At 64.1% G+C, this 14,993-nt stretch carries 11 protein-coding genes; 2 read left to right on the top strand and 9 right to left on the bottom strand.

The genetic code is table 11. From position 1 onward, the window contains the following. Positions 1 to 5: 5 nt before the first annotated feature. From BMX85_RS09490 to BMX85_RS09520, 7 genes are all read right to left on the bottom strand, one after another. Positions 6 to 2,390: a DNA polymerase II gene (locus BMX85_RS09490; protein WP_090316290.1), complete on the bottom strand. Its 2,385-nt coding sequence runs from the start codon at positions 2,388 to 2,390 to the stop codon at positions 6 to 8. Between the two features lie 53 nt (positions 2,391 to 2,443). Further along, positions 2,444 to 3,148: a histidine phosphatase family protein gene (locus BMX85_RS09495; RefSeq protein WP_090316293.1), complete on the bottom strand. Its 705-nt coding sequence runs from the start codon at positions 3,146 to 3,148 to the stop codon at positions 2,444 to 2,446. Positions 3,149 to 3,179: 31 nt separating this feature from the next. Next, positions 3,180 to 3,815, bottom strand: coding sequence for a PqiC family protein (locus tag BMX85_RS09500; RefSeq protein WP_229210369.1), 636 nt, complete (start codon positions 3,813 to 3,815; stop codon positions 3,180 to 3,182). Further along, positions 3,812 to 5,443 (bottom strand): PqiB family protein, encoded by a 1,632-nt coding sequence (locus BMX85_RS09505; protein WP_090317648.1) that lies wholly within the window; start codon positions 5,441 to 5,443, stop codon positions 3,812 to 3,814. The genes BMX85_RS09500 and BMX85_RS09505 overlap by 4 nt, the downstream gene beginning before the upstream one ends. Then, positions 5,436 to 6,710, bottom strand: a complete 1,275-nt coding sequence (locus tag BMX85_RS09510; protein ID WP_090316299.1) for a paraquat-inducible protein A — start codon at positions 6,708 to 6,710, stop codon at positions 5,436 to 5,438. The genes BMX85_RS09505 and BMX85_RS09510 overlap by 8 nt, the downstream gene beginning before the upstream one ends. Before the next feature lie 172 nt (positions 6,711 to 6,882). Then, the gene (locus tag BMX85_RS09515) at positions 6,883 to 8,112 is read right to left on the bottom strand and encodes a M20/M25/M40 family metallo-hydrolase (RefSeq protein WP_090316301.1); all 1,230 of its coding nucleotides are present in this window, start codon (positions 8,110 to 8,112) and stop codon (positions 6,883 to 6,885) included. Between the two features lie 11 nt (positions 8,113 to 8,123). After that, entirely contained in the window at positions 8,124 to 9,341 is a 1,218-nt protein-coding gene (locus BMX85_RS09520) for a urate hydroxylase PuuD (RefSeq protein WP_090316304.1), read from the bottom strand. Positions 9,342 to 9,468: 127 nt separating this feature from the next. On the opposite strand from BMX85_RS09520, the gene BMX85_RS09525 reads away from it, so the two are divergent. Together BMX85_RS09525 and BMX85_RS09530 are read left to right on the top strand one after the other, a co-directional pair. Continuing rightward, positions 9,469 to 10,407, top strand: a complete 939-nt coding sequence (locus tag BMX85_RS09525) for a LysR substrate-binding domain-containing protein (RefSeq protein ID WP_090316307.1) — start codon at positions 9,469 to 9,471, stop codon at positions 10,405 to 10,407. Positions 10,408 to 10,509: 102 nt separating this feature from the next. Next, entirely contained in the window at positions 10,510 to 12,276 is a 1,767-nt protein-coding gene (locus tag BMX85_RS09530) for an allantoate amidohydrolase (RefSeq protein WP_090316309.1), read from the top strand. 33 nt (positions 12,277 to 12,309) lie between these two features. On the opposite strand, the gene BMX85_RS09535 is transcribed toward BMX85_RS09530, so the two are convergent. Together BMX85_RS09535 and BMX85_RS09540 are read right to left on the bottom strand one after the other, a co-directional pair. Next, positions 12,310 to 13,689: a tetratricopeptide repeat protein gene (locus tag BMX85_RS09535; RefSeq protein WP_090316312.1), complete on the bottom strand. Its 1,380-nt coding sequence runs from the start codon at positions 13,687 to 13,689 to the stop codon at positions 12,310 to 12,312. A 55-nt stretch (positions 13,690 to 13,744) separates the two neighbouring features. After that, on the bottom strand, positions 13,745 to 14,980 hold the full coding sequence (locus BMX85_RS09540; protein WP_090316315.1) for a Zn-dependent hydrolase: 1,236 nt from the start codon (positions 14,978 to 14,980) through the stop codon (positions 13,745 to 13,747). Positions 14,981 to 14,993 lie beyond the last annotated feature (13 nt).

A 14,993-nucleotide genomic window follows, 5' to 3' on the forward strand; every position in this document is an offset into this window, starting at 1 on the left:
GCTCCCTAAAAAAGACTGGCTTGTGAGGTGGTCAGGCTGGAAAAACTGTCCTTCATCGGCAACAGGATCGAATCGGCGATCGGTTGCAATTGCTTGGTCAGATAATGGTCGTAATCGATATTCGAACGCATCGCCTCCAGCGGCTCCGGGCCGCCGGTGGTCATCACGTAGCTAATCCAGCCGCCGTTCTGATAGCGCAGCGGACGGCGATGCGACTGGTTGTATTCGTCGGCAAGGCGCGCGGCCCGCACCTGCGGCGGCACGTTGACCTTGTATTCGTCCAGCCGGTGGCGCAGCCGCTTGCGGTAGACCAGCAGCTCGTCGAAATCCCCCGACAGCGTCTTGCGCGCGTAGTCGCGCACGAAGTCCTGGTACGGCTCGTCCTTGAAGATGCGCATGAACAGCCCTTTCTGGAACTGCTGCGCCAACGGCGTCCAGTCGCTGCGCGCCACTTCCAGGCCGCGATAAATCACCTCTTCCTCGCCCTTGGCATTGACCGTCAGGCCGGCGTAGCGCTTCTTGCTGCCCGTTTCCGTGCCGCGTATCGTCGGCATGAAGAACTTCTGGAAGTGCGTATCGAACTCGATCTCGAGATGGCATTCCAGACCATGCTTGTCCTTCAACATCGCGTGCCACCAGGCGTTGATCTTGTTCGCCAGCTGCTGGCCGATGTCCAGCGCGTCGGCGTTCCTGTACTCTTTTTTGAGCCAGATGAAAATCGAATCGGTGTCGCCGTAGATGACGTCATAGCCTTCCGCCTCGACCAGTTCGCGGGTTTGCTTCATCATCTGGTGTCCGCGCAGGGTGACCGAGGAGACCAGGCGCGGATTGAAGAAACGGCATTCGGTCGCGCCCAGCACGCCGCAGAAGGAGTTCATCAGCAGCTTGAGCGCCTGCGACAGCGGCTCGTTTTTGGCGCGCTTGGCGGCGTCGCGCTGCTTCCAGATTTGCGTAGTGACCTCGGGCAGGCAGTGCTTCTCGCGCGAGAACACGGTACCGTTGACGCCTTCCACGATCGTCGCCGGATCTTCCGCGATCTCGCCCTCGATCAAGCCCACCGGATCGACCAGGAAGGTGCGGATGATCGACGGGTACAGGCTTTTATAATCCAGCACCACCACCGAATCGTACAGCCCAGGTTTGGAATCCATGACGAAGCCACCCGGCGAGGCGCCGCCCGAGATGTCGCCCACGTTCGGCGCCACATAGCCTTCGCGGTGCATGCGCGGCAGATAGTGGTGGCCGAAGGCGGCGATCGAGCCGCCCAGATGGTCCGCTTGCAAACCGGTCACCGTCGCCCGCTCGATCATGAACGCCAGCAGATTGGCCTTGTCGAAGATGCGGGTGACCAGTTCGCAGTCCTTCAGGTTGTAGTGGGCCAGCGCGGGCTTGTCTTCCTGGAAGCGGCGTTCGATTTCCGCCATCTTGTCGTAGACGTCGCCGATGTCCTTGCCCTCGCCCAGCATCGCCTGCGAGACGTTCTCCAGGCTGAAGGACGGGAACATCCACGACGCCGCCTTGAGCGCGTCGATGCCATCGAGGACGACCCGGCCGACCACCGGCGCGAACATGTATCCCTGCTTGCCGGGATGCTCGCGCCATTCGATGGTCTTGCCCTCGCGGCCCAGGGTCAGCGCGATCTTGTGCTTGTCGGCGTTCTTCTGCAGCACGCGCAGGTCGAACTGCACCACGTTCCAGCCCACCAGCACATCCGGGTCGTGGCGCGCCATCCAGGCGTTGAGCCTTTCGATCAACTGGCGCGGCGTGGCGCAGTATTCCAGATCGAAGTCGATCGCGCCGGGCGCGCCGGCGGGCGGCGCGCCGAGCATGTAAACCTGGCGCTGGCCGCAGCCTTCGAGCGCGATCGAATACAGGTCTTCGTAGGCGCTGGTTTCGATATCGAGCGACACCATCTTGAGCTTGGGACGGTAGTCGGGAGCTGGTTTGAGTTTGCAGTCGCGGATGGTCGTGCCGTCGACGCGGCCGCCCTCCACCTGCACGCAGGCGGTGATGAAGCGCTCCATCAGATAGCGCTCGGGCGGACGGATATCGGCCTCGTACATCTTGATGCCGTGGTCGCGCAGGGTGCGCTCCAGCGCCGTCAATTGTTTGTAGCGGGACGAATAGACGCCGACCACCGGCTCCTGTTCGAAGGTCTTGAGCTTCAGGTCGCGCAGCTCGATGCCGTCCGATTTGTCCAGCAGCGCCTCGATGGCCGAGCGCTCCCGCGCCTCGGCGAAGGCCACCGAGGTTTGCATCGTCAGCCGGATTTTCCTGGGGCCGTCGTCGGTCGCCAGCCAAAACTCGATCTCCGTCCCGTTGGGCGCGTCGCGCCAATGGCGGGTCAGGATAAATCCTTGCTGTGAAGGTGGATCGGCGGGAGTAAGCATACTTAATTATACTGTATGCTCATACAGTCAACATCAGCGGATAAGCGCGCGATTTAACGGTACGTCACGGTGCTGGGCCGCCCCGGTTGCTCGAGGTGCGAATAATTGTTTAGATAACCCAGGCCGAATTCGCCCGGACGATGCAGCAGCTTGGTGACCGAGCAATTGGCCACCTTCCACGTCATCTCCATCACCTGAAAATCCTGGAACCCCAGCACGTGCTGGATCACCGTCGCGATCACGCCGCTGGAGGTGAATACGATGGTGGTGCGCTTGCTGTCCGGCGTATCGAGCCGCTCCAGCGCGGACACCACGCGGCGCCGGAAATCCGGCCAGGCTTCGGCGTACTGGTCGTCGTGCCAGCCGGTCATCCAGCGCTGCATGGCGCTGCGGAACAGCTGCTCGGCAGCGCGCTGCGGGTCGGCTGAGCGGGACAGCAGTTCCCGGAAGGTGGCCGGATCGGCGAACTCCGGACAATGCCGCAGCATCACCTCATGATGATCGAATTCGGCAAAGCCCGCGTCGGTCAGGCAGTCGGCGCCCGCCACCTGCCGTTTGGTGAGCTGCGCAAGGCAGGCGTCCGCGGTCTGGTGGTGCCGCGCCATGCCGCCGGTGATCAGCCGATGAAAGGGCTGCCCGCCTTTGGCGAACCACTTCCCCAGCAGGCGCGCCTGCTCGTGGCCCATGGCCGACAGTTGATCGTAATTGGCGCTGCCGAAGGACGCTTGTCCGCTGCGCACCATGTAAATTTGTCCCATATATTTTTACAATCCTAGTTCAAGAGTGCCTTCAGCAGCCCGCGTTGCCGCCGGCGGCGAGCGCGCGCACGGCCCTGGAGATATCGGCGCCAATGCGGACGACGGCACGGCGGTGGCCCGCCACCAGCGCGTCGTTGCCGGGGCCGACCTCCTCGTTGGCGACGCTGCGGCAAGTGAGCACCTTGGCGCCGCCCAGCAGGCGCACGCTCCATACCGCGTCGATCAGCGCGTACTTGCCGGGCGCCGATTCGAACCGCTGCACGTTGGTGCTAATGCGGTAGACGGGCATGCCGTCCGGCGACGGCGTGCGGAACACGTCGACGGTTCCCAGCTCGCCGGAAACGGCCAGCGACAGCGCCTGGCCGATCTCCGCGGCCGGCGGCGACGCCCAGCGATCGTATTCCAGCAGATCGATACTACCCGCGCCGGTGGTGACCACCATCTGGTTGCGCGCGACCTGCTGCGGCACCGTCACCGCAGGCACTTCGATGTAGTATCCGGCGGGGGGCGTGTCGGCCTTCTGCGCCACGCCCATGCCGTTACTGAGACTGTAGAAATGCTCGGGCGGCGTGCTGGCGCAGCCGGCCAGCGCGAACGCAAGGGCCGCCGTGGACATCGCTAGGACCGACCGGGTCGGGCGGGTGCGTCGATTGATCATCTGCGTCATTTCTTCTCTCCGAGTTTATCCTGCTTGCTGCCCTTGCCGCGCAATAGCGATTCCGGATGGCGTTCCAGATAATCGGACAAGGCGTTCAGCGATTGCATGGTCTGCGTCAGCTGCTGCAAGGCCTCGCGCAAATCGGACTGCACCGGCGAATCCTTCTGCAAGATCTGGTCGGCGGTGGCGAAGGTCTTGCGCGCCGCGCCCAGCGTGTCTTTCATCTCCGGCACCACTTGCGCATCGAGCTGCTTGATCAGCACATTGGCGCTCTTCAGCGTGTCGCGCAGATTGACGCCGATTTCGTCGAACGGCACCTTATCCAGCTTGCGCGCGACGCTGGCCAACTGCGTTTGCAGCTCGTCCAGACTGTTCGGGACCGTTGGAAGTTCCACCGTCTCCTTGCTCATGTCAAGCTTGACCGGCGCCGCGTTCGGGAAGAAGTCCAGCGCGACGTACAACTGGCCGGTGAGCAGATTACCGGTGCGTAGCTGGCCGCGCAGGCCGCGCGCCACCATCCGCTCCAGCACCTGCGAGCCGGCGCTGTTGCGCTGATCCTCGTCGACGGACTTCTGGAAGGCGCGGCCCAGGCGGGCCGGATACATGTCCACCGTCACCGGCATGCGGAACGATTTCTTGACAGGATCGAACTCCACGCCCACCGAACGCACCTCGCCCAGCACGATGCCGCGGAAGTCGACGGTGGCGCCCTGCGACAGGCCGCGCAGCGACTGGTCGAAATACAGCACCGTGGTGATCGGCGCGCCATCGGGTTCGCGCAGCGCGCTGGCCTGGTCGGCCGCCAGCAGGAACTCGCTGCCGGTCGGCGCGGCGGTGACGGGCTTTTGGCCGTTCATGCTCTCGAAGGCGATGCCGCCGACCAGCAACGCCGCCAACGACTGCGTGTTGACCTTGAAACCGTTGGAATCGAGCCGCACGTCAACGCCGCTGGCATGCCACCAGCGCGTGCCCTTGCCGACGTACTGGTCGTAGGGCGATTTGACGAACACCTTCATATTGATGCCGCGCCCCTTCGCCTCCAGATCGTAGGCGGCCACCTGCCCGACGGGGATGCGGCGATAGAAGATCGGCGAACCGACATCGATCGACCCGAGGGTCTCGCCATGCAGCGTGAAATAGCTGCCCTTCTCGTCGAACGCCACTTGCGGCGCCTGTTCAAGGCCGGTGAATTCTTCCCTGGTCTCCTCCGACTTGCCGGCATCGACGCCGATGTAGGAGCCTGACAGCAGGGTATTGAGTCCGGAGACGCCGCTGGCGCCGATGCGCGGGCGCACCACCCAGAAGCGGGTATCGATCGCGGTGAAGCGCGACGCCTCTTTGCTCATGTCGATGGTGACGAGCACCTTGGACAGGTCGCGCGCCAACGAGATCGAGCGCACCAGGCCGATGTCCACGTCCTTGAACTTGACCTTGGTCTTGCCCGGTTCCAGGCCGTCGCCGCTGCGGAAGCTCACGGTCACCGTGGGTCCCCGGTCGATGAACGACTTGACCACCAGGCCGGCGCCGATCAACGCCGCCAGCAGCGGAATGAGCCACACCAGCGACGGTAGCCAGCGGCTGGCCTTCTCCACATGGGGCTCGTGCAGCGGCGGCTGGCCGCCTTCGTTTTCAGGCATGTTTTTCTCCATTTGAATCGGTTGCATCCCATATCAAGCGCGGGTCGAACTGCATCGACGCCAGCATCGTCAGCACCACCACGGCGCAAAACGCCAGCGCGCCGGGGCCTGCGGTGATCACCGCCAGCGTCTGGAAGCGCACCAGCGCCACCGTCAGCGTGATGACAAAAATATCGAGCATCGACCAGCGGCCGACGAACTCCACGATCCGGTACAGGACCGTGCGTTGCTGCGGGCGCCAGCGCGAGCGGGTCTGCGCGGTCAGCGCCAGCAGCGACAACGCGGCCAGCTTCAGCACCGGCACCACGATACTGGCGACGAAAATGATGATCGCCAGCGCCTGCGAGCCGCTGTTCCAGAACAGCATGACGCCGCTGATGATCGTATCGTCCTCCTTGCCGAACAGCGAATCGGTGTACATCACCGGCAGCAGCATGGCGGGGATATACAGGATGGTGGCCGCCAGCAGGAAGGCCCAGGTGCGGCCGACGCTGTCCGGGCGGCGCCGGTGCAGCGCCGCGCCGCAACGCTCGCAGCGCTGATGGCGCGCGCGGCGCGGCACCGACGCCACCAGCCCGCAGCTATGACAGGCCTCGAGATGGGCGCCACCGGGCACCGCCTTGTACTGAAATTCACGTTGCGACGCTCGTGGACCGCCGGGACCCGGCAGATGCTCGCCGATATTCCACAAATGTTTGGGATCGAAGGAGACCACGATGGCCAGCATCAGGGTCAGCGCGCCGAAGGCGAACAGGCCCGGTTGCAGCAAAACCTGGGCGAGACTGGTCATCTTGACGATGGTGATCAGGATACCGATCATCAGCACCTCGGTCATGCCCCAGCGCCGCGCGGCGCCGATGGCGCGCAGCAGGTGGTCGAAGCCGGGAGGACGGCGGCCGGCGTGCAGCGCCATCGTCACGTAAAACAGCGCCCCCAGCTCCACCGCCGGCAGCAGCATCGTAAAGAGGAACACCACCGCCGCCACCAGCTGCATCTGCTCGTGCCAAAGCACGCGGATGGAGCCCAGCAGGGTCGCGCTGGTGCTGTAGCCGCCGATTTGCAGTTCGACGATGGGGAAAAACTGCGCGATCAGGAAGGTGACGATGGCGCCGAGGGTGATGGCGGCCATGCGGTTGGGGTCCGAATGGATGCCGCGATAGAGCACGGAGCCGCAGCGCACGCAGCGCGCCTTTTCGCGCGGCCGTACGGGGCGGTACTGGTGCAGCACCCCGCAGTCATGGCAACTGATCAACTCGTATCGAAGCACAGGCTAGCCGTATGGACAATAATTTCCATATCATACGGCAATCTTGATTGCAGCCGCCGTGCGCTACGCCACGCCCAGCGCCGGGGTCAAGTCTGTCATTCGGACACGGCCCCGGCTGTAGTGAGCCCCAGCGTCCAGCTCGTGTCCGAATGTCAGACTTGACCCCGGGTTTTTAACCGAGGAAATCGAGCAAGGTCGCGGCGACCACCTTGGTGGCCTTGCGCAAGTCTTCGAGGTTCAGGCGCTCGTCGGCCTTCTTGGCGTTCGATTCGGGTACGGTGCGCGGGCCGGCGCCGTACAGCACCGCCGGGATACCGTGCTCGCCGTACAGGCGCGCGTCCGCATACAACGGCGTGCCCTGCGCCGGAATCAGCTCGCCGATGTAGGTCTGGGCGTTTTGCTGCAGGCTGGCGACCAGCTTTTCCGTCCCCGGCTGCTCGCGCAGCGCGTGCGATAGCAGCAGGCGCTTGATCTCCAGGCTGATGCCGGGGATGCCGCGCACCGCGTTTTCGATCATCGCGCGCACCTGCGCCTCGACCGCCGCCGGTTCCTCTTCCGGTATCATGCGGCGGTCCATCTTCAGTACCACCTTGCCCGGTACGACGTTGGTGTTGGTGCCGCCGTCGATGCGGCCCACCAGCATGGTGGGCGAGTCGATGCCCGCGACCTTCGATTTGATCTTTTTCAGCTCCGGCAGCTGGTCGTAGATGGCGTTGAGGATCTTCGTCGCCGCCTGCAGCGCGTCATGACCCGTTTCCGGCATCGCGCCGTGGCCGGATTTGCCGTTGACCGTGATCTCCAGCTGCAGGCAGGCGTTGTGCGCGGTGACGATGTTGTAGCTGAAGCCCGCCGCGATGACGTAATCGGGCTTGGTCAGCTTTTGCTCCAGCAGCCATCCGGGACCGAGCAGGCCGCCGAATTCCTCGTCATAGGTGAAATGCAGTTCCAGGCCGCCCTTGAGCGGCACGCCCAGCGCCTCCAGCGCGCGGGTGGCGAAGATGTAGGTGGCGAAGTCGCACTTGGAGACGGCGGCGGCGCGCCCGTAGATGAAGCCGTTTTCGACCACGCCGCCGTAGGGAGGATAGGTCCAGTTGTCCCCCGGCGGCACCACGTCGCCGTGGGCGTTGAGCGCCACCGTCGGACCGCCGGCCTGGTAGGGACGGCGGACGATCAGGTTGGTGATCGTCTGCATGCCGTAGTCGCGCACCACCTGCTGCGGCACCGCGTGCTTTTCGGCGCGCCAGCCATAGGCCTCGACCAGATCGGCCACCATGTCCGCGTGCGGCGCGTTGTTACCGGGCGGCGTGTCGGTCGGCACGCGCAACAACTGCTGCAAAACGCCGACCTCCTCGTCGAAGTGGTCGTCGATCCATTTGGCCAGTTGTTCCTTGGTGCCGCTCATAGTCGTTTCCTTTATTTTGCGCCGGCTTCGTACCAGGCGGCGATTTGCGCCCGTTCGGCATCGGTCATTTGCGTCAGGTTCGCTAACGGCATGGCTTTGAGCTGGACCGTCTGCTTGTAGATTTTCTCGGCATTTTGATGAATTTCGGCGTCGTTCTCGAGCATCACGCCCAAAGGCGCCGCAGCGAAGCCGGCTTGCGTCGGCCGTTCGGCGTGGCAGGAGGCGCAGCGGTGCGCGATGATGGCTTTCACCCTGGCGAATTCCGCCGCCGGATCGGCCGCCGGCGCCACCGCCACCGGGCGGGCGGGCGCGATGGCCACGGCCACCGCCGCCAGCAGCGCGACGCCGATCGCCGGATAGCGCCACTCGACGCGGCCCTTGTGGCGCAGATTGAAGAAGTGGCGAATGAAGACGCCGGCCGCCATGATAAACGCCAGCACCAGCCAGGCGTGATCGTGACGGTAAGTCATGGCATAGTGGTTGCTGATCATGATGAACAGCACCGGCAACGTGAAGTAGTTATTGTGGACGCTGCGCTGCTTGGCCTTCTGGCCGTGGACCGGGTCCGGCATGCGCCCGGCCGACATGGCCTCGACCATCTTGCGCTGGCCCGGGATGATCAGCATCAGCACATTGCCGACCATGATAGTGCCGATCAGCGCGCCGACGTGGATGTAGGCGGCACGGCCGCTGAGCACATGCGTGAGGCCATAGGCCGCCGCCACGATCAGCGCGAACACCACGATGCCGAACCACAGGTCGTGCTTGCCCAGCGGGGAGCGGCACAGCAGGTCGTAGACCGTCCAGCCGACGACCAGGGTGCCGACGCCGATGCCGATCGCCTGCAGGCTGCTGATGTCGGCCACGGATTTATCGATCATCATCGCCTGGGCGTTGAAGTAGTAGGCGATGGTCAGCAGCGCGATGCCGGACAGCCAGGTGGAATAGGCTTCCCATTTAAACCAGTGCAGTTCCTTCGGCAGCTCCGCCGGTGCGACCAGGTATTTTTGCGGGTTATAGAAGCCGCCGCCGTGCACCGCCCACAGTTCGCCCGAGACGCCCTTCTTCGCCAGCTCCGATCCCGGCGCGGGCGGCCGGATCGAGTTGTCCAGCCAGACGAAGTAGAACGAGGCGCCGATCCAGGCGATGCCGGTGATGACGTGCAGCCAGCGCACGATCAGGTTCAGCCACTCAAGGCCGTACGGGATCAGATAGGCGAATAATTCCATGGATTCTTTCCGGTCAAGGATGTGGCTAATTTACAGACGATAAACGGATTTGATACCGGCCACATGAAGATTAGAGTATATTAAACATATCGATTCCCGTATAACCCTATTCAAGCACGTATAGTTCATGGCCGCCCTGCCGCAACACCTGGACCTCCACCTGATCCGCATCCTCTACCTGCTGCTGGTGGAGAAAAACGTCTCCCGTGTCGCGCTCAAGCTCAATCAGCCGCAGCCCTCGATCTCCGCCTCGCTGCGCAAGCTGCGCGAGTTGACCGGTGATCCGCTGCTGGTGCGCGGCGCGCGCGGCATGGTGCCCACCCAGCATGGCGAAAGCCTGCTGCTGCCGGCCAAACGCATCCTCGACGAGACCGAAAACCTGTTCCTCAAAAAGTCGCCCTTCGTCCCGCAGGAGGAGGCGCGCACCTTCCACATCGCCGCGCCGGACTATCTGGACAGCCAGTTCCTGCCCAACCTGGTCGCGTTGCTGCGCCGGGGTTCGCCCAACAGCCGCGTCAAGATCCACAGCCTGGGTCCGGGTGTCGACTACGTGCGCCTGCTGTCCGACGGCGACATGGACCTGGTCATCGCCAACTGGGACGAGCCGCCCGAGCACCTGCACATGTCCAAGCTGTTCGAGGACCCGATCATCTGCGTGATGCGCGCCGACTGCCCATACGCGCTGCGCACCGCCAGCGACGCCATGACACTGAACGACTACCTGGCCCTGCCCCATGTGGCGCCGACCCAGATCCTGCCCGGCTACCACGGCGTCATCGACGACTATCTGGAGCGCCAGGACTTGCAGCGCAACGTCGTCGTCGAATCGGCCTATTTCGGCCTGATCCCCTACATGCTGACCCAGACGGACCTGGTGCTGACCACCGGCCGCCAGTTCGTCCGCTACTACGAAAAGCAAATGGCGCTGAAAACCTACACGGTGCCGGTCAAATTCCCGGCGATGCGCTTTTACCAGCTGTGGCACGAACGCGTGCACCAGGCGCCCGAGCACAAGTGGCTGCGCGAGCAGGTCGCCGCCGCCGCCAAGGCGCTGATCCAGAAGTAAGCGCGCGAAGTACGCCGTCCGATATACATCTTACGGCATACCGCGTATATCGCGCGAGTGCCCGCAAGGTTATGATAAGCGATCGATACCGGATACCACGCCATGACCACACTCTCCGATTTAAACAGCTGCGACGCCGCCACTTTCGTCGAGCACCTGCGCGGCATCTATGAGCACTCCCCCTGGATACCGGAGCGGGCGGCGGCACGGCGGCCGTTCGCCAACGCGACGGCGCTCAAGCTGGCGTTGCAGGATGTGGTCAGCGCCGCCACCCTGGACGAGCAACTGGGTTTGATCCGGGAACACCCGGAGCTTGCGGGAAAAGCCGCCGTCGCCGGCCAGTTGACGGCAGAATCGACCAGCGAGCAGGCAAAATCCGGGCTGCACCTGTGCAGCGCCGAGGAATTCGCCACACTGCACCGACTCAACGCCGACTACAACGCCAAATTCGGCTTTCCGTTCATCCTGGCGGTCAAAGGCCCGGATGGACAGGGGCTGACGCGGCGCCACGTCATCGCCACTTTCACGCGCCGGTTGAAGAATCAGCGCGCCGACGAAATCGCCGAGTGCCTGCGCCAGATAAAACGCATCGCGGAAATCCGCCTGAACGACCTGCTGGGCGTGACGCTGGACTTCGGCCCGGCCATCATGCAGTGGTCGGAGGTCATCGGCGCCTGGAGCGACACGGACAACAGCGGCGACGCTGACTTCGACCTGACCTGCGCTTACATGACTCCGGCCCACCGGCGCACCGCCGCGCAACTGGCGGAGTGGATGCGCGAAGCCGGCATGGAGGCGCACATCGACAACGTCGGCAATGTCGTCGGCGTCTACCGCTCGGACGTTGCCGGCGCGAAGACGCTGATGACCGGGTCGCACTACGACACGGTGCGCAACGGCGGCAAATACGACGGACGTCTCGGCATCCTGCTGCCGATCGCCATCGTGCGCCATCTGCACCAGCGCGGCGAAAAACTGCCGTATCACTTCGAGATCGTCGGTTTCGCCGAGGAGGAAGGGGTGCGCTTCAAGAGTACCTTCCTGGGCAGTAACGCGGTGACGGGCCGTTTCGACCTGTCGCTGCTGGACCAGACCGACGCCGACGGCATCGCCATGCGCGACGCGCTGCTGGCGGCAGGGCACGACGTGTCGCGCATTCCCGCGATCGCGCGCGATCCGGCGCAGTTGCTCGGCTTTGTCGAAGTACATATCGAACAGGGTCCGGTGCTGCTGGAACGCGACCTGGCGCTGGGCGTTGTGACGGCGATCGCCGGCAGCTCGCGCTATCTGGTCGAGTTGACCGGCTTGGCCAGTCACGCCGGCACCACGCCGATGACGATGCGTAAGGACGCCGCTGCGGCGGCGGCGGAGATCGTGCTGCTGGTGGAGCGGCGTTGCGGTCAGGGTGTGGCGCTGGTTGGTACGGTCGGGCAGTTACAGGTACCGGGTGGCTCGGTCAACGTGGTGCCCGGCGCGTGCAAACTGTCGCTCGACATCCGCTCGGCCGACGATGCGGTGCGGCAGGCGGCGGTCAAGGATGTGTTGGACGGGATCGCGGAGATTTGCGCGCGGCGGCAAGTGGAATTCAGTTTGCAGCGGATCGTCGATGCGGCGGCGGCGCCGTGTGCGCCGCGTTTGATGGACCAGTTGGGGGCGGCGATCGAGCGGGCCGGTTTGCCGCGTTTCGATTTGTTGTCGGGAGCCGGGCACGACGCGATGGCGATGGCGGCGATTACGGAGGTGGCGATGCTGTTCACACGCTGCGGTAATGGTGGTATCAGCCACAATCCGCTGGAGACGATGACGGCGGACGACGCGGATATCGCCGCGCGGGTGCTGCTGGATTTCCTGAGAAATTACGAGACCTGAACGAACCACGGTAGCCATACGTGTGTGCGCGTTTCATTTCGCGTTGTCAGGAATGAGCATGCGCCGTAGTTCCGATGCCACTTCGGCGATCACCGTGGTCCAGCCGCCTTCAGACGGCTGCCGGAATAGTCGCATCGATGGATACCACGGCGTATCGCCGCGCTCCGTCATCCATCGCCAGTCGCAGCGATGATGCGGTAGCAGCAGCCAGCACGGTTTGCCCAGCGCGCCCGCCAGATGCGCCACCGCCGTGTCGACACTGATCACCAGATCCAGATTGGCGATCACGCCGGCCGTATCGGCAAAGTCCTGCAGGCGCGGCGCGATCGCTAGCAGCGTCATGCCCGCCGGCGGCGTCAACGCCTCCGCCTCGCTGTCCCCTTTCTGCAGGCTGACGAAATGCAGCGCGCCGTTCTGACAGAGGTCCGCCAACGGCGACAGCGTGTGCAATGACGGTAACGAACGCTCGGCGTCATTCTCGAACTGCGGGTTGCCTTTCCACGCCAAACCAACCCGCAAACCTTTTTGAGGCAGCATGCCCGCCCAGTAACGCACCGACTCGGGATCGGCCGTGATATACGGCGCGGACGGAATGTTGGACAGGTCGGTGCCGAACAACGCCGGCAGGCGCATTGGATGCGTCCAGAAATCCCATCCACTGCCCGGCACCGCGCCCTGCTGGACGTAAACCTCATCGACACCGTCCAACCCCGCCATCAGCCGCCGCAGCGTAGCTGGACAGGCCACCGCGACGCGCGCCGCGCCTGCCTCCTTGAGCTTCGCGGCATAACGGCTGAAATGGATCATGTCCCCCTGCCCGGCCTCGGATACGATCACCACCGATTTTCCCGCCAGCGTTTCGCCCTCCCATGGCGGGCAGTTGAACGGCTGCGCAAGGCTGTCGAAGTGCCAGCGCGACTCCAGCAGCGGCCAGCCCTCGGCGAACCGCCCCTGCCGCAGCAGGATATAGGCGAGATTGAACTGCGCCTTCGGATAGTCCTCGTCCAGCTCCAGCGCGCGGCGGTAGCACGCCTCGGCCTCCTGCTCGCGCTGCACGCAGGCGAGCAGCACACCCAACTGGCTCCACGCGGACGGCGACTCGGGTGCGAGGTCGAGCGCCATGCGCGCGGCCGCCTCCGATTCGTCGAAACGCCGGGACTTTTGCAAAAGCACGCCGAGATTTTGATACAGCCGGGCGTTGTCTGGCAATAACGCGATGGCGTGCAGATAGTGGAACTCCGCCTCCAGCAAGTCCCCGCGCAGCTCCTTCAGATAACCGAGATTGGCACGCGCACCGGCGTGCTCCGGCTGCAGCGCTATCGCCTGCCAAAAGCACTCTTCGGCGCCGACCGCGTCGCCGACGGCCATGCGCCGGTTGCCATCGAGGTAGGCTTGCTGTGGGTCTGTGTACATCGGGGAGTAAGCCTGTGCGAAAACAAAAGCATACCATCCCCGCCGTGACTGCCGGCTAGACGATCCTGGCGCGCTCCAGCATGGCATGCAGCAGCACGTTGCAACCGGCTTCCAGATGCTCGGACTTGGCGTCCTCGATCTCGTTATGGCTGATGCCGTCCTTGCAGGGCACGAAAATCATGCCCGACGGCGCCAGTCGCGCGGCGTAGATCGCATCGTGGCCGGCGCCGGAGACCACGTCCATCGTCGAATATCCCAATTTGGCGGTGGCGTTGCGGACCGCGTCCACGCAGTCCGGATGGAACGGGCATGGCGGGTAGTAAGACACGCGCTCGATCGAAATCCCCAGGCCGCTGTCGGCGCGGGTCTTGTCGATAAAGGCCAGCATCTCCTCGTGCATGGTGTTGAGCAGTTCGTCGTTCACGTTGCGCAGGTCGATGCTGAATTTGACTTCGCCCGGGATCACGTTGCGGCTGTTCGGGAACACCTGCACCATGCCGACGGTGCCGCGACCATACGGCGGATAGCGGTTGGCGATGGCCACCACTTCCTGCATGATGCGGGTCGATACCTGCAGCGCGTCCTTTCGCAATCCCATCGGCGTCGGACCGGCGTGCGCCTCCATGCCGCTGACCACGCAGTCGTACCACGACAGGCCCATCACGGCCGGCACCACGCCGATCACCTTGTCGGCGTCTTCCAGCACCGGCCCTTGTTCGATATGGGTCTCGAAGTAGGCGCCGATCGGATGCTGGCCGGGCACCTGATCGCCCTTGTAGCCGATGCGCGCCAATTCCTCGCCCACGGTCTTGCCCTCGGTGTCCTTGGCCGCGTACGCCGTCTCCAGGCTGAAGGCGCCGCAGAACACGCCGGAACCCATCATCACCGGGACGAAGCGCGAGCCTTCCTCGTTGGTCCAGAAGGCCACCTCAATTGGCGCCTCGGTCTTGATCTTCAAATCGTTCAGCGTGCGCACCACCTCAAGGCCGGCGAGCACGCCGTAATTGCCGTCGAACTTGCCGCCGGTGGGCTGGGTGTCGATATGGCTGCCGGTCATAATTGGAGGCAGCGCGTTGTTGGTGCCGTCGCGGCGCATGAAGACGTTGCCGATTTGGTCGATCGTGATCGACATGCCGGCGTCCTTGGCCCAGCCGACCACCAGGTCGCGCCCTTGCTTGTCCAGGTCCGTCAGCGCCAGGCGCTTGACGCCACCTTTGGGCGTGGCGCCGATTTGGGCCAGTTCCATCAGCGCCGCCCACAGACGGTCGCCATTGATGCGCATTTCACTCATATCCCTGCTCCTG

It is taken from the genome of Duganella sp. CF517 (assembly GCF_900110275.1).
Classification (GTDB): Bacteria; Pseudomonadota; Gammaproteobacteria; order Burkholderiales; family Burkholderiaceae_D; genus Rugamonas.